The sequence below is a fragment of the Modicisalibacter ilicicola DSM 19980 genome (assembly GCF_900128925.1).
In the GTDB taxonomy this organism is placed as follows: Bacteria; Pseudomonadota; Gammaproteobacteria; order Pseudomonadales; family Halomonadaceae; genus Modicisalibacter; species Modicisalibacter ilicicola.
Genome location: NZ_FQUJ01000002.1, coordinates 493772 through 512201, shown reverse-complemented (window position 1 = coordinate 512201; position 18430 = coordinate 493772). Strand labels below are relative to the sequence as shown.

The following is an 18430-nucleotide window of genomic DNA, read 5'->3' as shown; positions in this document are numbered from 1 at the left end:
CGCCGCTTCGAGGAGCCAGACCATGAGTGAACAACAGCAGGACAAGCGTCGTCGTTATTCCAGCCAGGTCGTCGATGGCATCGGCAAGGCGGCCAGTCGGTCCATGCTCCGGGCGGTGGGATTCAGTGACGAGGACTTCGCCAAGCCCCAAGTGGGGATCGCCTCGACCTGGAGCCAGGTCACCCCCTGCAACAGCCACATCAACGAACTGGCCGAGGATGCTCGCCAGGGCGCCGATGCCGCCGGTGGCAAGGGGGTGATCTTCAATACCATCACCATCTCGGACGGCATCGCCAACGGCACCGAGGGCATGAAGTATTCGCTGGTGTCCCGGGAAGTGATCGCCGACTCCATCGAGACCGTGGCCGGCTGCGAGGGTTTCGACGGCGTGGTGGCGATCGGCGGGTGCGACAAGAACATGCCGGGTTGCCTGATCGGCCTGGCGCGGCTCGATCGGCCCAGCGTGTTCGTCTATGGTGGCACCATCCTCCCCGGGGCGAACCACACTGACCTGGTCTCGGTGTTCGAGGCCATGGGCGCCCATAGCCGCGGCGATCTCGATCTGATCGAGGTCGAGCAGATCGAAAAGACGGCGGTGCCCGGTCCGGGCTCCTGCGGCGGCATGTACACCGCCAACACCATGGCCTCGGCCATCGAAGCGCTGGGCATGAGCCTGCCCAACTCCTCGGCGCAGAATGCCGTCTCCCGGAACAAGCGTGACGACTGCCATGCCGCGGGGGCGGCGGTGCTCGAGCTACTGGAGCGCGATCTGAAACCCAGCGACATCATGACCCGCGAGGCCTTCGAGAACGCCATCACCCTGGTGATCGCGCTGGGCGGCTCGACCAATGCGGTGCTGCACCTGATCGCCATGGCCAATGCCATCGGCGTCGAACTGACCCTGGACGATTTCACGCGCATCGGCCGGCGCGTGCCGGTGGTCGCCGACCTGCGCCCCAGCGGTCACTACATGATGAGCGAGCTGGTGGCCATCGGCGGCATCCAGCCCTTGATGAAGACGCTGCTCGATGCCGGACTGTTGCACGGAGAGTGCCTGACCGTCACGGGCAAGACCCTGGCCGAGAACCTGGCCGATGTGACGCCTTACCCCAGCGATCAGCAGATCATCCAGCCCCTTGACGAGCCGATCAAGGCCGAGAGCCATCTGCGTATCCTCTACGGCAATCTGGCACCGGAAGGGGCAGTGGCCAAGATCACCGGCAAGGAGGGCACCCGCTTTTCCGGCCGGGCCAGGGTATTCGGCTCCGAGGAGGAGGCCCAGGCGCGCATCAACGATGGCAGCGTGGTGGCCGGCGACGTGGTGGTGATCCGCTACGAAGGACCCAAGGGTGGCCCGGGCATGCGCGAGATGCTCACCCCCACCTCGGCGATCATGGGCCGGGGGCTCGGCAGCGAGGTGGCATTGATCACCGACGGGCGTTTCTCCGGCGGCAGTCACGGCTTCGTGGTCGGGCACGTGAGCCCGGAAGCCTTCGAAGGCGGGCCGCTTGCGCTGGTCGAAGACGGCGACGAGATCACCATCGATGCCCAGGCCGACACCATCGACGTGCATATCGATGACCAGGAGTTCGAACGCCGCCGTGCCGCCTGGCGCCAACCGGCACCGCGCTATACCCGTGGCGTATTGGCGAAATATGCGCGGGCGGTGAGTTCGGCGTCGACCGGCGCGGTTACCGATTTGCCGGAATAGCCGGTGGGCGTGCCACACTTCGACATCGATTCGCCGATCGGGGTGATCGCCGATACCCACGGCACGCTGCGCGACGAGTCGCTCACATTGCTCGAAGGGTGCGAATTGATCCTGCATCTCGGCGATATCGGCAAGCCGTTCATTCTCGAGCGGCTGGCCGAATTGGCGCCGCTATTCACCGTGCGCGGCAATATAGATACCCAGCTCTGGGCCGAGAATATTCCCTGGACCCGGGATATTCTCGTCAACGGCTGGCGATTGCACCTGGTCCACGACATCGCCGATTTCGATGCACGGACATCCTGCGATGCGGTGCTGCATGGCCATTCCCACAAGCCGCGCAACGAATGGCACGAGGGCCGGCTATTCTTCAATCCCGGCGGCGGTGGTCGCCGCCGTTTCAAATTGCCGATCACCCTCGGCAAGTTGTGGGCCGATGAGCGTGGCTTGCGGGGTGCGATCATCCATCAGCCGCTCGATGCGTGAATCGGTCACTGCCATTCATGACGCAACCTACCCCCGATAATCGCGCCACTGCCATCGGCGCCACCACGGTGCTCAACTGGGCATTGTTGGCGGCTCTGACACAACTTGCCGGGCCGGTGCCGCCGTTTCTGCTGACCGCACTGGCCTTCGGCATCGCCTTTCTCTGTTTTACGATCTGGCTGAGCCTACGCGGTGAACCGTTATTCGCGTCCTTCAAGCAGCCGCCTGCGATATGGGCATTGGGCGTTGGTGGATTATTTGGCTATCACGCGCTCTATTTCGTGGCCCAGCAGAATGCGCCACCGGCCAATGCCGGGCTGATCAGCTATCTATGGCCGTTGTTGATCGTGCTGTTCATCGCACTGCTGCCTGGCGAACGGCTGCGTGTCATTCACGTGATCGGCAGCCTCTTGGGCTTCGCCGGGGCAGCCTTGCTGGTGGGCGGCGACGTGAACGCCGGGGGCAGTACATTGGGCTATGCGGCGGCGTTTGCCTGCGCCTTCGTCTGGAGCGGTTATTCGGTGCTTTCGAGAGCAACTCGCGGTGTGCCGACTGCGGCAGTAGGGGGCTTCTGTCTGGTCACGGCGCTGCTCGCCGCGCTCTGCCACTGGCTCTTCGAGCCGACGCGCCTGCCGGAGGGCATCGGCTGGCTGGGGGTGATCGGCCTGGGCCTGGGGCCGGTGGGCAGCGCCTTTTTTACCTGGGACGTCGGCGTCAAGCATGGCGACCTGCGCCTGCTGGGGTTCTTGGCCTACTTCACGCCGCTGCTCTCCACGGTGGTGTTGATCCTGACCGGCTACGCCGAGGCCACCCCGCTATTGGCGTTGGCCGCCGCGCTGATCACCCTGGGGATGCTGGTGGGCAGCGGGCGCTTGAACGGTCGACGGTTTGCGCGTAGCGCCGGTCAATAGATTCGGCTTCCTGCCAAGGACCGAGGTTTGCATTGGTGCTGGATATTGACCAATCTCTTCCGCGTTTGCAGAAAACGGGTCAAAGGCGTAGAGTTCAGATTTAAACTAAGTCTAGTTGGCTAAGCACTTTTGGTTGCAGGAGGCTGTCCATGGAAATCATCAATATGCATGACGCCAAAACCCGCCTTTCGCAGCTCGTGGACAAGGCCGCGCAAGGGGAGCCCTTCATTATCGCCAAGGCGGGTAAGCCCATTGCCCGGGTGACGGCCATCGATAGTCCCGAACCTGGCAAGGAGCGTCGGCTGGGTTTCCTGGAAGGCCAGTTAGCCGTGCCCGAGGACTTCGATCGTATGGGCGAGCGGGAAATTTCCGAACTGTTCGGAGGCTAGCGTGAACCTCCTGCTCGATACTCATGTTCTACTTTGGGCGGCAGGAGAGCCGCAGCGGTTGTCTGCCGAGGCTCTGGAGCTTCTGGAAGATCGCGATAATAACCTATATTTCAGCGCCGCCAGCATTTGGGAAATCGTGATAAAGAAAGGATTGCCGCGATTGGATTTCAATGTGGATGTGTACCTGCTCCGCCGTAGCCTGATCGAGAATGGTTACCGAGAGCTGCCGATCACTGCCCAACATACCCTCTCGGTTGCTCACTTGCCGCCCATACACAAGGACCCCTTCGACCGAATTCTCGTCGCTCAGGCGGAGTTCGAGGGGTTCTTGCTGCTCACCGTGGACGACCTGGTGGCGCAATACCCGGGGCCGATACGACGACTCTGACGCGAAGACGAGTTGATGGCGTATTTCGCAAAATGAAAAGGCGAGCCCGCCGGCCCGCCTCGGGTTGCTTGAAGTAGCGTGACGCCACCTTCAGGCTTCTTCCATACGCCTGACCCGCACCGGCAGCCCCTGGCGGATGCTGGCACCGCTGACCCCTTCGAGCCAGGTGCCCATCACCTCCCGGGTGGGATCGGCGAAGCCCAGGTCGTTGATATTGACCCCGGCACCGACCCACTCCATCGAAGGCTGGGCCTTGCCGTCGATGACATGCTCGCTGGCTCCAAGCTCGGTGTGGCCATAGCTATGCTCGATGCCGAGCGAACCTCTCATCACGCCATCGCTGACCAGGGCAAGCCCGATCACCTCGCCGCCGGGGCTCTCGATGCGCACGGTGTCGCCGTGGAGGATCCCTCGTTCCTTGGCGTCATCGGTATGCATCAGCACCGGGTTGTAAGGCTTGATCATGCGTAGCCGCTCGAGCCCGACGGCGTAGGAATTCATGATGTTGGACTTGAACGAGAAGGCCAGTAGCGGCCAGTCGTTTTCGCTATACACCTCGCGCAACAGGCGGCCGTCGTTGAGGCGTGGCATCTGCAGGCAGGGTGTACCGCGCAGGGGCTTGCCGCTCTGGCTGTCGATGGCGGTGCCCACCTGTTCGTTGTAGACGCACAGCGGCTTGGTCCAGGCATTGCCGAGCTTGTCCTTGCCGACGTAGGCGTCGTCGTACTCCTCGTAGCGCCCGCCGCGAGCGTAGAGATAGGCCACCGGCCCCTGTTCGCCTTGGGGCAGCGTGCGCTGGATTCTGGGCATCAACGGCGCGATGCCGGCATGGGCGATATCGCTTTCATCGATCGCGGGTAGCGGCTTGCCGGTGAAGGCGATGTTGGCGGCGGCGCGCAGGTAGTAATCCTCGGCGCGGTCGAGCGGATGCAGCTTGCCGTTGGCGTCGGGAATGGCGTTCTCGCCGAAGCCCGGCAGGCCGAGGCGCTTGGCCACGGCGATGAAGAAGCTGTCCATGCTCACCGGCTCGCCTTCTTCGGTCTTCTGCTGGAGCGGTTCGACGACCGGCCAGCAGGCGGTGGTCATCTTGGTGACGTTGCCGCTCCAGGCGCCGGTGAAGCCCCACACCTCGTACATCACCGAGTCCGGCACGATGTAGTCCGCGTAGCGGTTGGTCTCGTTGATGAAGCCGTCCACCGCCACATAGAGCCCCAGGCGCCTGGGATCCTTAAGCTTCTCACCGATGACTGTTTCTAGCCCGGCCTGACCGTAGATCGGATTGGCCATGCAGCCGATCACCGCCTTGAGCGGGTAGGGGTAACCGTCGAGCGCGGAAGCGAGCTGCTCGGTGAGGATCGGCGGCGCCAGGGAGCGCCAGGGCGCCTTGGCCGGATAGGGGGTCTCCCCGGCAGCCACCTTGCGCTTGTATTCCGAGGTCTTTTCGTAGGCGAAGCGTGAGCGGGAGACGAAGATGCCCTGGGGTTTGCGCATGCCCGGGAAGCGGGCGAGGTCATAGCGTGGCCCCGTGCCCATGCCGTTGAACTTGCCCGCGCCCAGGGCGGCGCCCCCCTGGCGATTGACGCTACCGACCAGCAGGTTGAGCATCTGGATGCCGTAGGTGGCATAGAAGCCGGTGCCGGACATCATGCCGCCATGGCAGTCCACTACCGCATCGCGACCGTAGGCGGCGAAGCGTTCGGCGATGGACTGGATGTGCTGGGCGGGGATGCCGCAGTGCTCGGCATATTCTTCGAAGGTATGTTCGTTGGCCGCTTCGCGCAGTTTGGTCAGGCTGCTCTTGACGCGCAGCGGACCATCGGGCGATTCGATTGTCCGGTCGACGAACAGGGCGGCCCTGGCTACTTGGGACGCGGGGGCCAGTTGGCCGTCGCCGCCCACCACGATCAGCTCGTCCTGCTCGTCGCCGGCGGCCACTTCGCCAAGATCCGAGCGGCGCAGGAAATGACCACGGCGCGGATGATCGACGTCCTCGATCACCAGATGGGTGGCGTTGGTGTGGCCAAGCTCATCGGCGGCCTTGGCGGCGACCTGGTCGGGGATCGCCAGATAGTCCGCGGCGTAGCCGTCGTTCTCGATGAGCCACTGGATCAAGGCCATGGCGAGGGCGCTGTCGGTGCCCGGGCGGATCGGCACCCAGCGGCTGCGCTCGGAAGCGGCATGCGAGGCCGTGGCGTTGAGCGCCGGGTCGACGACGACGTAATCCAGCGTGCCCAGGGAACGGGCTTCGGCAAGCAGGCGACCCTGGCGCTTGAAGGGGTTGCCTGCCTGGCTGGGGGCGGTGCCGATGAACAGCGCGAACTTGGCGTTGGCGTAATCCGGCTTGGTATGGGCGAACTTCTTCATGTCGTCCAGCATCGCGCCGGAGCCCATGCGAAACGCCAGGCCGCAATAGGAGCCGTGGTGGCCATAGTTGCGGGTGCCGAAGGCATTGAAGCCGAAGCGCTTGAGCAGCGCCGAGCGGCCGTAGTCGGTGGCCTCCATCATCAGCAGCTGGTTGGCGCGCGGGCCGTATTCTGGGTTGTCCGGATCGATTGGGTTGTCATGATCGTGAATGGCGCGCAGCCCGTCCACGTGGCCTTCGCCGAACAGGTCGCCGCCTTCGCAGACCTCCTCGATCAACTGCTCGAAGGAGATCTTCTGCCATTGGCGATTGCCGCGCTCGTCGATCCGCTTGAGGCAGTGCGTGACCCGGTAGGGACTGGTGATCTGGGCCATCATGGCGTTGCCTCTGGCGCAGGCGGTGGAGCGCCCGGCCAGGCCTTGCTCCTGATAGCCGCTGACGCTCCTCAAGGCCTCGGCGACGGGGGTGCGCATGGGCAGGTGCGGTTCCGAGGAGAGCGGATTGTAAGGGTTGCCGATGACCCGCAGCACCTGGCCATTCTTGTCGTCGATGCGGACTCGCACACCACACTTGGTGGTACAGCCATAGCAGATGGTGAAGGCGGTGCGCTGGTCCGGGTTGAGGGTCAGTTCGCCGCTTGTTGCATCGACGGTATATTCCGGTGCCAGGGCGTTGCCGTAGATCTGGTGAGCGGGTTCTTCCCCGGCACTGCCGGTGACGCCCTTGGCTATCTTGGCCAGGGGGCCGGAATAACCGGCGGCGAAGGTGGCGGCACCGCCAGCGGCGACAGCGCCCTTGAGCAGACGGCGACGTGACTTATCCATGGCTGGGGGCTCCTTGAGACGAGTCGAGAGGATTCGAGGATGTTGTCGTGTCGATAGCCTTGGCTTCGCTACCACGCCACGGGATGTACAGGTCGATGATCAGGATCGCGGCCAGCCACAGGCCGAGGGTGCCTAGGATACCGAGAAGCCCGTAGGAGCCGAAGGCGACGTGGTAGTCATGGATGCCGGCACTGTTGCGGGCCACGGTCTGCACGTTCATCAGCACGACCCAACGGAACATCCAGGCCACATGCAGGGCCAGCAGCCCGACTAGCCAGGCCCAGGCACGCCATCCCGGGCGCTTGCGCAGGAAGAAGGCGGTCGCCAGCAGGAGAGTGCCGGCGAAGCTGCCCCACAGCGCGGTGGCCCGCCATTCCGGGTTGTGCCGGATGGAGTCCAGCGCCATGGCGACGGAGCCGGTCTCGGCATTGACGCCATCGAGGAACCAGGTCAGGGCGATCAGGCCGGCGGCCAGACAGGCCATGACCAGAACGGTGAGCATCTGGCGATTGGTGGCGCCATTGCGTGCCCGGCTGATGCGATTGAGCAGCAGGACCAGGCCGCAGGCGCCGATCACGCCGGTGGCGACGAACATCCAGGGCAGCCAGTAGGTGTTCCAAAGCGGGCGGGCGCGAAGGATGGCGACCTCGGCACCGGTGTAGAGGGCAATCCCCAGGGAAAGCCCCAGGGCGCCAAGCCCGACCAGTATGATCAGCGGCCGGGGTATGCGGAAGCGACCCCAGGCCAACCTGCCCGCCACCTTGCCTGCCCAGCCGGGCGCCTGGGCACGCTCCTCGAGTGCCGGGCGCCAGGACATCCAGGCCAGTACCAGCACGGCGCCGAGGTAAAGGGGCAGGATGAAGCTGCCCAGGGACATCCAGGACCAGGGGGTGGGGAAGCCGTAGAAGTGCCAGAAGCGCAGCGGCTGGTGCAGGTCGGCAAGCAGGGCCACGGGGGCTACCAGCGCGGTGCTGACACAGGCCAGCATGGCGATCCTCGCCGTCGGCATCCAGCTGCGCTTGCCGAAGATCAGCCCCGGGGCGGCGAGCCACAGCGAGGTGTAGGAGAGGGCGATCAAGAAGAAGTACTGTACCGCCCAGGGGTACCAGGCGATGCCGTAGCGCGGGACGAGAACCTCAGTGGCCAGCAAATTCATAACCGATCTCCTTGCCTTGCTGGTTGCGCACGTCCCAGATGCCTGGCTTGGCCTCGTCGGGGCGCGTGGTGAAACGTTCATCCATGCCGAGATAGAAGACCTGGGGGCGGGTGTTCTTCTCTGGCTTGAGTATCATCAGCTCATCCCTGTGCTGCTCGATCAGGCGGCTGATTTCGCTTTGTGGGTCGCGCATGTCGCCGATGATCCTGGCGCCGCCCACGCAGGATTCGACGCAGGCCGGCAGCAACCCCGCTTCCAGGCGGTGAGCGCAGAAGGTGCACTTGTCCGCCACCTGGGTCTCCTTGTTGATGAAACGAGCGTCGTAAGGGCAGGCATTGACGCAATAGGCGCAACCCACGCAGCGGTCGCTGTCCACCACCACGATGCCGTCCCGGCGCTGGAAGGTAGCCTGCACCGGGCAGACCGGCACGCAGGGCGGGTCCTCGCAGTGGTTGCACAGCCTGGGCAGCATGAAGGTGGCCAGCTCGCCGGTTTCTTCGTGCTCGACCTCGAACTGGGAGACGATGGTGCGGAAGTTGCCCAAGGGAGCGGCATTCTCGATATGACAGGATACGGTGCAGGCCTGGCAGCCGATGCAGCGGCGCAGGTCGATGAGCATGCCGTAGCGCTTCTCGGGATCGCCTCCCCGGCGCGATGGCTGGTCGTTGATGCCGGCAGTGGCCACGCTGGACAGGGGGATCAGCGCGGCGCCGGCACTCAGGCGCGCCAGCTGGCCGAGCAGGGTGCGACGAATGGGGTCCATGACGCCTCCGGTGGCTTGGTAAAATCAGCACGAAGCAAGGCTTCGCAGCAAGGAAATGAGGAGTTTTGCGCAGCCTAGACTTTCGGAGGGGGCGGGGTATTGATATCGATCAAACAAGGACGGGAAAGTAATCACTTTATACCCGAAGGGTATAAATACCCTTCAGGGTTGTAGCCGGTATTCCCGATGCGCCTGCTCGTGGCGCAGCAGCCACTGCTTGCGTTCCAGCCCGCCGGCATAGCCGGTCAACTGGCCATCGCTGCCGATCACCCGGTGGCAGGGCACGATGATCGACAATGGATTGCGCCCGTTGGCGGCGCCCACGGCGCGGTGGCTTCTGGGGTTGCCGATACCTCGGGAGATCGTCGCGTAGCTGCAGGTCTCCCCGTAAGGAATCTCGCGTAGCTGCCTCCAGACGCGCTGCTGGAAGTCCGTGCCTTGCGGTGCCAGCGGCACATCGAAGGCTTGGCGCCGGCCTTGGAAGTACTCCTCGAGCTGGTGCTTGCAGTCTTCGATCAGCGGGTGGGGGGCGATCGGTTCACTGCGTTCGTCGGTGAAGTCGATGTGGGTGATGCCTTCCTCGGTAGCCTTTATCTGCAAGAAACCGAGGGGTGAGTCGCTGGGAGTGGCCAGGTAGTCGATATACATGTCATTGGCTCCAGAGTTGCAGGGTGAGATAGCTGCGCCAGGGGGCGGCGTCGGCCGGTGAAGCATTACCCAGCGCGTCCATTGCCTTCTTCACCACGAGATCGCCGCTCAGCCAGATGTCGGGATCGCTGATGCCGCGAAGGCGGGCGTAGTCAACGGTCCAGCGACCGATCCCTTTCAGCGTCAGCCATTGCTCCGCGTCCTGGGGTGCTTCGCTGTCTCGGTACCACTCGGCATAACACCGCAGGGTATCGCGGCGCGCTGCGATCATCTTGAGAAAGGCCAGATCGCTTCCGGCAATGCTTTCGGGGGTTGGAAAGAGACGCTGGTGGTCCCCAAGGGGGTCGCCAAGGGCGTCGACCAGGTTCTGGACCAGTCGGCGGGCGGCCAGCTCCGATATCTGCTGGCCGAGAATTGCCCGTACCCCGGCTTCGAACAGATCCCACATGCCCGGCAGGCGCAGTCCCTCGACCAGAGGCAATCCAGGGGCCACCGTATTGAGATGCCTTTCGATCGCCCGGGTGTCTGCATCCAGGTCGAGCAGGCGGCGGATGTTGCCGACGACGCCCTGCAGGACGGAAAGGTCGTCGATCGCCAGCGCCACCCGGAAGCAATGGTGCCGGGGGGCGTGGGTGGCGGTGAAATGCCCCTTGGCCTTGCGCCAGGTGAAGGTGCGGCCGTAGAAGTCGTCGCCCAGCCATTCCTGGCCATGAATCAGACGCCTGGCCAGGAAGCGGTGCAAGCGATCCCAGGCGAAGGGTGGACGATAGGCAAGGGTCAATATCAGTTCACTGCTGTCGGGGCTTGCGTAACGTCGCAATTGACTCGGGTTCAGCCCGATCTGCTGCCTGAAGCAATCATTGAAGCGTCGGATGCTGCGAAAGCCACTGGCATAGGCCACCTCGGTGATCGGCAGCCGGGTCTGGTGCAGCAGTTGCTTGGCGAAGAGGCTTTGCTGGTAGAGTGCATAGGTTTTCGGGGCGACACCGAAGCGCTTCTGGAACAACCGGCGCAGGTAGCGATCACTGATGCCCAGGCGATCGCTGAGTTGCGCCAGGGTGCCCTCCTGCAAGGCGCCTTCATTGATCAGTCGCAAGGCGCGTTCCAGGGTGGTGTCGACCCCTTTCCAGGCCGGTGAACCCGGGGCGCTGTCAGGTCGGCAGCGCAGGCAGGGGCGATAACCGGCCTGGGCGGCTTCAACGGCGGTGGTGAAGTAGGCCACGTTGTGTTCCTGAGGCGGTGTGGCCGGGCACACCGGGCGACAGTAGATGCCGGTGCTCTTCACCGCGGTGAAGAAATGGCCGTCGAAGCGGGCGTCCCGCGACAGGCGCGCCTGATGACAAGTCTCCCGATCGAGCACGATGATGTGTCCGGTTGCATGACATGATGCCCAGTGTAGGCCGCTCGGGGCGAATGACTAGCCAGAATCGGAACTGAACAGGATGGCGTTGCCGAATGACCGGCGACCCGAAATCCTACCAAAGAGATGGGCTCGATTGGCCAGCCTGTGTGGCAGGCCGGCGGATCAACGTGCTAGCTTTTAGGCACGCATCGCCAACAACAACGATTCAAGGAGACATCCATGCGCGTGTTTACCGCACTGCTTGCTGCGTCACTCATCGTCGCCGCACCCGCCAGCATCGCCCAGCAACGCCTGTCGATCGCCACCGGAGGCACCGGCGGGGTCTATTACCCCTATGGCGGCGGTCTGGCCGAGTTGATCAACAATCATGTCGAAGGGTATAGCGCTGTCGCCGAGGTGACCGGGGCTTCGGTGGAGAACATGGGACTGATCTATCGGGGGGATTCGGATTTTGCCCTGGTGCTGGCGGATACCGCCTATCAGGCCTACAAGGGGGAAGCGGCTTTCGACGGGCGCCAGGTCGAGGCCACGCGTGCCCTGGGCTCGATCTATCCCAATGCCGTGCAGATCGTGACCCTGGCGGATTCGGGCATCACCTCGCTGGCCGATCTCGAGGGCAAGCGGGTCTCCGTGGGGGCGCCGGGCAGCGGCACCGAGCTCAATGCCAAGGCGGTGCTGGAGGCCAACGGTCTGACCTATGACGACATGGAAACCTTGCGGCTGAATTTCAACGAGACCGCGGATGCGCTGCGCGATGGCGACATCGATGCCGGCTTCTGGAGTGTTGGGCCGCCCACCAGTTCGATTCTCAACCTGGCGGCGACCCGGGACATTCGTCTGGTGGGGCTGAGCGACGAGGAGATCGCCAAGGCCAAGGAAGCCGAGCCGGTGTTTGCGGCCTATGAGCTGAAGAAAGGGCTCTATGAGGGCATGGAGGAACCGGTCCAGACCATCAGCATTCCCAACGTGCTGGTGGTGAACGCCGACCTGCCCGAAGAGGTGGCCTACGAGGTCACCAAGGTGCTGTTCGAGAAGACCGACGAGCTGATCGCCATCCATCCGGCGGCCAACGATACCACGGTGGAGTTCAGCCTCGGGTCGACCCCGGTGCCGCTGCATCCCGGCGCCATTCGCTATTATGAGGAAGTCGGCGCCGAAGTTCCCGACAAGCTGCGTCCCTGAGCGGTGACATGCCATCCGTGGCAGGGCTAGACAACGGGCGGGCCGGGGTGCTCGCCCTTTTCCTGCTGGTGGCGATGCTGCCTGCCGTCACGATGGCGGCCGACAACAGCGCTCGATTGCAGGTGGTCTCGTCCACGAATGACAAGCTGGTCGATATCCCCATCCAACCCGACGAGCACTGGTGCCTGATCTGGAATCATTCCGTCACCGGTATCCGCGTGGCGGATTGCTATCGTTACCGGCAGGGGCGGATGGTGCTGGTGCGCAGCCATCAACCGGACTTCGCGGCAGGGCTTGGCCACATACCCGGCCGCGGCGTGCAGGTCTCGGACGGCGAGGGGGGCTACTGGATCGAGCGGATCGACGAGCCGGTGCCCGGCAATCGCTATCTGCTTCGAGTCGGCAGCAGGGCTGTCGATCATCGGCTCTCTCATGATGGCAAGCTCATCAGTTTGAGTGCCCTGGCAGCGGGTGAGCGGGTCATCATTCGTTTGCAACCCTATAACAAGACCTCCTGACGAGATTCCCATGAACGACGCTCCCGCCCAATCCGACATCGATCCCGGTACGCCCAAGTCCATTCAACCGCGGGCGGTGCTCTGGCTGATCACCCTGGTGGGGGTGGGGCTATCGCTGTTCCAGCTCTATGCGGCAGGGATCGAGCCGCTCGGGCTCTTCTATCAGCGCAGTATTCATATCGCGCTGATCATGATCCTGGCCTTCCTGATGTTTCCGGTGTTCGGGGCCCAGCGCCGGCGTGGGGTCGTCGGCTGGATCATCGACTGCCTCTTCCTGGCCGGGGCCTTCATCACCGGCTTCTACATGAGTTTCTATCTCGACGAGATCATCGACCGGGCGGGCTTCTGGAACCAGACGGACATCGTCGTCGGCTGCATTGCCGTGGTCACGGTGCTGGAGGCGAGCCGCCGGGCGGTGGGGCTGGGCATGACACTGATCGGCGTGGTGGCGATCCTGTATGCCTTCGCCGGCCCGCGTGGCGACCTGCCCTGGTTGTCGGACTGGATGCCGGGCATCATGTCCCATCGCGGTTACAGCCTCGACCGCGTGGTCGGCCAGCTCTATCTGGGGCAGGAAGGGTTGTTCGGTCTGCCCCTGGGGGTGGCGGCCACCTACATCTTCATCTTCGTGCTGTTCGGCGCCTTCCTGGAAAGCACCGGCGCCGGGCGCTTCTTCATCGATCTGGCCTATGCCGCCACCGGTCGCCAGCGTGGCGGGCCTGCCAAGGCCGCGGTGCTGGCCTCGGCGGGCATGGGGTCCATCTCCGGCAGCGCGATCGCCAACGTGGTCACCACCGGCGCCTTCACCATTCCCTTGATGAAGCGTCTGGGCTATCGACCGGCCCAGGCCGGCGGCATCGAGGCCGCCGCCAGCACCGGCGGGCAGATCACGCCGCCGCTGATGGGTGCCGGCGCCTTCCTGATCGCCGAATACACCGGCGTGCCTTACCTGGAAGTAGTGAAGGTGAGCGTGCTGCCGGCGGTGATGTATTTCGCCACGGTCTATCTGTTCGTGCACGTCATCGCCCTGAAGCGTGGCATGCAGGGCATGCCGCGTTCGGAGCTGCCCCAGTTGCGCCAGGTGATGCGCGACGGCTGGCACTTCCTCATTCCGCTTGCCATGCTGGTCTACCTGCTGGTGATGAACATGTCGCCGATGCGGGTGGGCTTCTACGCCATTCTCACCATCATTGCGGTGGCGGTGCTGCGCTTTCTGGTGTGGTATCTGTTCGTTGCTCCCCAGCAAGGGCAGAAGGTCACCGCCGGCGGCCTCATGCAGGTGACCAGGACCGGCGTCGTCAGGCTGGTCGAAGGGCTCGAACTGGGGGCGCGCAACGCCGTCGCGGTCAGCATGGCCTGTGCGGTGGCAGGCATCATCGTGGGCATCGTCGGCCTGACCGGGCTGGGGCTCAAGTTCTCGGCGATGATGATGGCCTTTTCCGGTGGCAACATCCTGCTGGCACTGCTGATGGTGCTGCTGGCCAGCCTGGTGCTGGGGATGGGGCTGCCGGTGACGGCCAGCTACATCGTGCTGATCGTGCTGGTAGGGCCGGCGCTCTCCACGGAGTTCGGCATCCCGTTGTTGATCGCTCACCTGGTGGTGTTCTGGTATTCCCAGGATTCCAATGTGACCCCACCGATTGCCCTGGCCGGTTTCGCCGGGGCGGCCATCGCCGGCAGCAAGCCCATGGAAACCAGCGTGCAGGCCTGGAAGTTCGCCAAGGGGCTCTATCTGATTCCGCTGTTCATGGTGTTCAACCCGGAAATCATCATGGGCGGGCCGGTGATGGTGGTGGTCTGGAACGTGATCATCGCCATCGCCGCCTTGCTGGCCTTCGCCGCGGCACTGGAGGGCTACCTGTTCATGCGCATCTCGCTCATCCCGCGGGTGCTGATCGCCCTGGCCTCGGCGGCGGTCTTCTATCCCAACCTGATGAGCGAGGTCGTCGGCGTGGCGACCATCGCCCTGTTCCTGGGAGGGAACTGGCTGGCGAATCGGCGGCAGCAGCATGCTGCCGGGTCGACATCCCAGAGCCGTTAGACGCATCGCCATTGCCGCGATCGCCGTCAAGAACGTGACGGCGATCGCCGAATGCAGTGTCCCGGGGAAGGTCAGTAGAGCGGGAGTCGCCTCATGGGCTCGGGGTTTCGCTCTCCACGGTCTCGCGGAGGGCTTGAAGCTCGTCGATGGAGAAATGTTCCAGGCGTCCTGCGAGCAGGTCACTGATACGCTGGGAGGGGATGCCGGCGCGCCGGGCGATTTCCCGATTGTCCAGCTCTGAAAAGGCGATGCGGCGTGTGACCACGCGCATCAGGCGAGAACGCTTTTCCATGTCTCTTACTACATCGTCCTTGACATCGAAACTGCTCTTGCCTTTCGACGGCTGCGCCACGCTGGCGTTGCCGTTCATTTGTCTTGCCGCGTTCATGAGGCTCCAGTGCCTGGCTACTGTCGCGTTCAGCATGCGAAATTTTTGTGCATTTCGCTAGCCCCGAAAGCGGGTTCGGGGCAAGTTTTTTGTAACGATTGTCCAGATGCTTATTCCTGAGGCGGCGTCGGTCGAATCAGTATCTCGTTGACATCGACATGGGCGGGCTGACCGATGGCGTACATGACCGCGTTGGCGACGTCCCGGTCCTCGAGAGCATTGTCCGGCGCCTGATCGAAGAAGGGCGTATCGACCATGCCGGGTTCGATCAGGGTAACCCGCACGCCGCTGCCGCGCAGTTCCTCGCGCAGGTTGTAGCCGATCCCGGTGACGGCCCATTTGCTGGCACTGTACATCGAGCCGGGAATGGTGGCGCGCCCCGCTGCGGAGCCGGTGAGCAGTACATGGCCCTGGCTTTTGCGCAGTGCCGGGAGCGTGGCCTGGATCGTCACTCCGACGCCATAGACATTGGTCATCAGCATGGCTCGCCAGCTCTCATGGTCAGCCTCGCTGAAACCGCCCGGAGAGCCGCCACGACCGGCGTTGGCAAAGACGGCATCGAGTCGTCCGAAGCGTTCCAGCGCCTTGTCGACCATGGCCTGCTGCTCTTCCATGGAGGTGACGTCGCAGGCGACCGTGAGGGTCTTGTCGGAGCCGAACTCCCTGGCCAAGGCGTCCAGCTTGTCGGTGGAGCGCGCCGCAAGCACCAGGTTGTAGTCCGCGCAATGGGCGGCACGAGCGGTGGCGGCACCGATGCCGCTGGAAGCGCCGGTGATCAGCAGGACACGATCATTCATTATTATCTCCTCAGGGTTGCGATTTTTTATTTCATGCATGCATGCGTCATGCTCGGGAAGCAGCCGGTTGGCAAAACCAGTGCAACCCGAGATGAGTGTAGTACGCTTGAGCGGCTTATCATCTTCGAGAGAGAGGCCATATGAGGGCGAACGTCGGCCTGGGGAGCGCCGTGTTGCTCGATGCGATTTATCTGATGGCATTCGTGGCCGTGCCCGAATGGCCCTGGCTGAGCTATGGGCTGCTGGCAGGGCTGGCATCCGGCGCCGTCGCGGCAGGGCGGTGGTGGCGCAAGCCATCGCTTGACGGCTGGCAGGTCGTCCTGCTGGCCGGCAGCCTGATCGTGCCTTTCACTAGCTGGGCATTATCCCGTCGATCGAACGCGCCGGCCGCGAAGGACGCCGAAGTGCAGCCGCGAACGATTCATCGTCGGGACACCCGGCAACGCCTGGGAATGTTGATCCTGCTCGGGCTGGTTCTGACCGCCTCGGCCAGCGGATTCGCAGAACGGCGTATACTGGGGCCGGCATTGGCGTCGGTGGAGGCTTCGGCAGTCACGACCCTCAACCGCTCCCTGGGGCTGGCGGCCGCTTCCTATGGCTCGGCGCGATTGATCGATCGTGGGATCGCCCTGGCCGCCGAAGCGGAGCTGACCTTGCCTTTCATCGGCGGCGTCGCGGTCAAGCCGGGACAGGTGTTCAAGCCACTGCAGGACATGGCGGAGCGCTATTCGGATGTCATGGTGGTGGCCATGGCGTCCATCGGCATCCAGCGGGTACTTCTGGACCTGGGTCACAATGCGGCCGTCACGGTGCTGGGGAGTCTCGGTGCCCTGTTGCTGATGACGGCACTGGTGTTTCCCGAGGTATCCCGACGGCTGGCCAGGGTGACGCGCGCCGTCGTCGTGTTGTTGCTGGTGGCGCGACTGGCGATTCCGCTGGTGGTGATGGGGGTGGGGCTTGTCTCGGACGTGGTGCTGGAGGAGCGGCGGCGTCAGGCGCAGCAGGCTCTGGACGTGGCCACCGCCGAGTTGCAGGAGGCGGATGCCGCCACCCTGGAAGAGGGAGGCAATGGCTTGACGAACTGGTTGAACGATCTGCGGGAGAGCACCTCGGACCTGACCCTGGGCGTTCGTCGGTTTTCCGATGACATGGTCGATCGTTTCGTTCAACTGCTGGTGGTGTATCTTCTGGAGACGTTGCTGATGCCCCTGGCCATGCTGGCGGGGCTGTGGCATCTCCTGCGCATGCTGATCGCGCCCTCGACGGCCCGAATGACCGTCGAGGAGCGTGATCCGGCCAGGCTTTCCTAGCCTGAGACGAGATTACATCAGACGATCGGTGCGCAGCACGCTCGCCTCGCTGTCGTCCATGGCATCTTCCTCGGCGTAGCGCTTGGCGCCTGAGCGCAGCGTTATGCCAAGCTCCTGACTCGCCGCTTCGGTCTCCTTGGGCAGCAGGTGCTCGATCGCGGCCTTCTCCTCGAGCAACTCGTCCTCGGTGGCCTTCATGCGCTTGCGGGCTTCGTCGTCGATGGGCAGGCCCTGCACGATCTCGTAGCGGCCATAGCGGCAGCGTACCGGGAAGGAATAGACGATGCCCTTGGCGATGCCGTAGCTGCCGTCGGAGAAGACGCACATGCTGACGAAGTCCCCATCCCGGCTGCCCAGTTCCCAGTCGCGCATGTGATCGATGGCGCCCTGGGCGGCGGATGCCGCACTCGACAGGCCCCGCGCCTCGATGATCTCGCCGCCGCGTTTCTGCACCCGCGGGATGAAGGTCTCCTCGACCCACTTCTGGTCCAGGCTCGGCATGACCGGCTCACCGAAGGCCTTGGCGTTGCGAACGTCGGGGTACTGGGTCGGGCTGTGGTTGCCCCATACCGCGACGTGGGTGAGATCCCCGGCGTTGACGCCGATATGGTTGCCCAGGATGCCCTTGGCGCGGTTGTGGTCCAGGCGGCTCATCGCGGTGAATTGAGCCGGTGACAGGTCCGGTGCATTGCGGCTGGCGATCATGGCGTTGGTGTTGGCCGGGTTGCCCACCACCAGCACCTTGACGTCCGGATTGGCGAAGTCGTTCAAAGCCTTGCCCTGGCGACTGAAGATCTCGGCGTTCTCGGCCAGCAGATCCTTGCGCTCCATGCCCTTGCCGCGGGGCTTGGCGCCGACCAGCAGTGCATGGCTGACGTTGCGGAAGCCGTCTTCGGCGTTGTCATGCAGGCGCACGCCATGCAGGAGCGGGAAGGCGCAGTCCTCGAGCTCCATGGCCACCCCGCGCAAGGCTTGCATGGCCTCGGCGCGTTCGATGAGTTGCAGGATCACCGGCTGATCCTTGCCGAACATGTCGCCGGAGGCGATGCGGAACAACAACGAGTTACTGATGCTGCCGGCGGCGCCGGTGACAGCGATACGGAAAGGGCGTTTCAAGTTTTGATCCCTCCTGAGGTTCGATGGTAACCACGACCCCATGCTCGCATCCTCGTGCGAGCAGGAAAACAGGGCCG

At 64.0% G+C, this 18430-nt stretch carries 17 protein-coding genes; 9 read left to right on the top strand and 8 right to left on the bottom strand.

Translation table 11 applies throughout. The annotated features are described in order from the left end of the window. The first annotated feature begins 22 nt into the window (after window positions 1-22). The 5 genes from ilvD (at window position 23) to BUA41_RS02430 (ending at window position 3885) form a co-directional block, all read left to right on the top strand. Window positions 23-1711 (top strand): dihydroxy-acid dehydratase, encoded by a 1689-nt coding sequence (gene ilvD / locus BUA41_RS02450; RefSeq protein ID WP_072819343.1) that lies wholly within the window; start codon window positions 23-25, stop codon window positions 1709-1711. Between the two features lie 9 nt (window positions 1712-1720). Beyond that, window positions 1721-2197 (top strand): metallophosphoesterase family protein, encoded by a 477-nt coding sequence (locus BUA41_RS02445; protein ID WP_072819461.1) that lies wholly within the window; start codon window positions 1721-1723, stop codon window positions 2195-2197. 17 nt (window positions 2198-2214) lie between these two features. Beyond that, window positions 2215-3108, top strand: coding sequence for an aromatic amino acid exporter YddG (gene yddG, locus BUA41_RS02440; protein WP_072819340.1), 894 nt, complete (start codon window positions 2215-2217; stop codon window positions 3106-3108). Between the two features lie 149 nt (window positions 3109-3257). Further along, window positions 3258-3497 (top strand): type II toxin-antitoxin system Phd/YefM family antitoxin, encoded by a 240-nt coding sequence (locus BUA41_RS02435; RefSeq protein WP_072819338.1) that lies wholly within the window; start codon window positions 3258-3260, stop codon window positions 3495-3497. Between the two features lies 1 nt (window position 3498). Next, window positions 3499-3885 carry a type II toxin-antitoxin system VapC family toxin gene (locus tag BUA41_RS02430; RefSeq protein ID WP_072819336.1) on the top strand — a complete coding sequence of 129 codons (387 nt, stop codon included), beginning with the start codon at window positions 3499-3501 and terminating at the stop codon, window positions 3883-3885. A 90-nt stretch (window positions 3886-3975) separates the two neighbouring features. On the opposite strand, the gene BUA41_RS02425 is transcribed toward BUA41_RS02430, so the two are convergent. From BUA41_RS02425 to BUA41_RS02405, 5 genes are all read right to left on the bottom strand, one after another. Next, window positions 3976-7071, bottom strand: coding sequence for a molybdopterin dinucleotide binding domain-containing protein (locus tag BUA41_RS02425; protein WP_072819334.1), 3096 nt, complete (start codon window positions 7069-7071; stop codon window positions 3976-3978). Further along, window positions 7064-8227, bottom strand: coding sequence for an NrfD/PsrC family molybdoenzyme membrane anchor subunit (nrfD, locus tag BUA41_RS02420; RefSeq protein WP_072819332.1), 1164 nt, complete (start codon window positions 8225-8227; stop codon window positions 7064-7066). Before nrfD ends, BUA41_RS02425 begins: the two co-directional genes overlap by 8 nt. Next, window positions 8208-8990 carry a sulfate reduction electron transfer complex DsrMKJOP subunit DsrO gene (gene dsrO / locus BUA41_RS02415; protein WP_072819330.1) on the bottom strand — a complete coding sequence of 261 codons (783 nt, stop codon included), beginning with the start codon at window positions 8988-8990 and terminating at the stop codon, window positions 8208-8210. The genes nrfD and dsrO overlap by 20 nt, the downstream gene beginning before the upstream one ends. Before the next feature lie 162 nt (window positions 8991-9152). Continuing rightward, on the bottom strand, window positions 9153-9638 hold the full coding sequence (locus tag BUA41_RS02410) for a methylated-DNA--[protein]-cysteine S-methyltransferase (protein ID WP_072819328.1): 486 nt from the start codon (window positions 9636-9638) through the stop codon (window positions 9153-9155). A 1-nt stretch (window position 9639) separates the two neighbouring features. Beyond that, complete coding sequence (locus tag BUA41_RS02405) at window positions 9640-10998, bottom strand: DNA-3-methyladenine glycosylase 2 family protein (protein WP_072819326.1); 1359 nt, start codon at window positions 10996-10998, stop codon at window positions 9640-9642. A 222-nt stretch (window positions 10999-11220) separates the two neighbouring features. On the opposite strand from BUA41_RS02405, the gene BUA41_RS02400 reads away from it, so the two are divergent. From BUA41_RS02400 to BUA41_RS02390, 3 genes are read left to right on the top strand one after another with little or no spacing between them, the layout of a single operon-like run. After that, window positions 11221-12183 carry a TAXI family TRAP transporter solute-binding subunit gene (locus tag BUA41_RS02400; protein ID WP_072819324.1) on the top strand — a complete coding sequence of 321 codons (963 nt, stop codon included), beginning with the start codon at window positions 11221-11223 and terminating at the stop codon, window positions 12181-12183. Between the two features lie 8 nt (window positions 12184-12191). Beyond that, window positions 12192-12701 carry a DUF1850 domain-containing protein gene (locus BUA41_RS02395; RefSeq protein ID WP_072819322.1) on the top strand — a complete coding sequence of 170 codons (510 nt, stop codon included), beginning with the start codon at window positions 12192-12194 and terminating at the stop codon, window positions 12699-12701. A gap of 10 nt (window positions 12702-12711) precedes the next feature. Then, entirely contained in the window at window positions 12712-14742 is a 2031-nt protein-coding gene (locus BUA41_RS02390; RefSeq protein ID WP_072819320.1) for a TRAP transporter permease, read from the top strand. A gap of 91 nt (window positions 14743-14833) precedes the next feature. Here BUA41_RS02390 and BUA41_RS02385 read toward each other — a convergent pair whose 3' ends face one another. Together BUA41_RS02385 and BUA41_RS02380 are read right to left on the bottom strand one after the other, a co-directional pair. Further along, window positions 14834-15130 carry an XRE family transcriptional regulator gene (locus tag BUA41_RS02385; protein ID WP_072819318.1) on the bottom strand — a complete coding sequence of 99 codons (297 nt, stop codon included), beginning with the start codon at window positions 15128-15130 and terminating at the stop codon, window positions 14834-14836. Between the two features lie 110 nt (window positions 15131-15240). Then, a complete protein-coding gene (locus BUA41_RS02380) occupies window positions 15241-15927 on the bottom strand; it encodes an SDR family oxidoreductase (RefSeq protein WP_072819316.1) in 687 nt (228 codons plus the stop codon). Between the two features lie 140 nt (window positions 15928-16067). Here BUA41_RS02380 and BUA41_RS02375 point away from each other — a divergent pair, with 140 nt between their 5' ends. Next, a complete protein-coding gene (locus BUA41_RS02375) occupies window positions 16068-17237 on the top strand; it encodes a hypothetical protein (RefSeq protein WP_084671052.1) in 1170 nt (389 codons plus the stop codon). Between the two features lie 12 nt (window positions 17238-17249). Here BUA41_RS02375 and BUA41_RS02370 read toward each other — a convergent pair whose 3' ends face one another. Then, on the bottom strand, window positions 17250-18353 hold the full coding sequence (locus tag BUA41_RS02370) for a malate dehydrogenase (protein WP_072819314.1): 1104 nt from the start codon (window positions 18351-18353) through the stop codon (window positions 17250-17252). Window positions 18354-18430 lie beyond the last annotated feature (77 nt).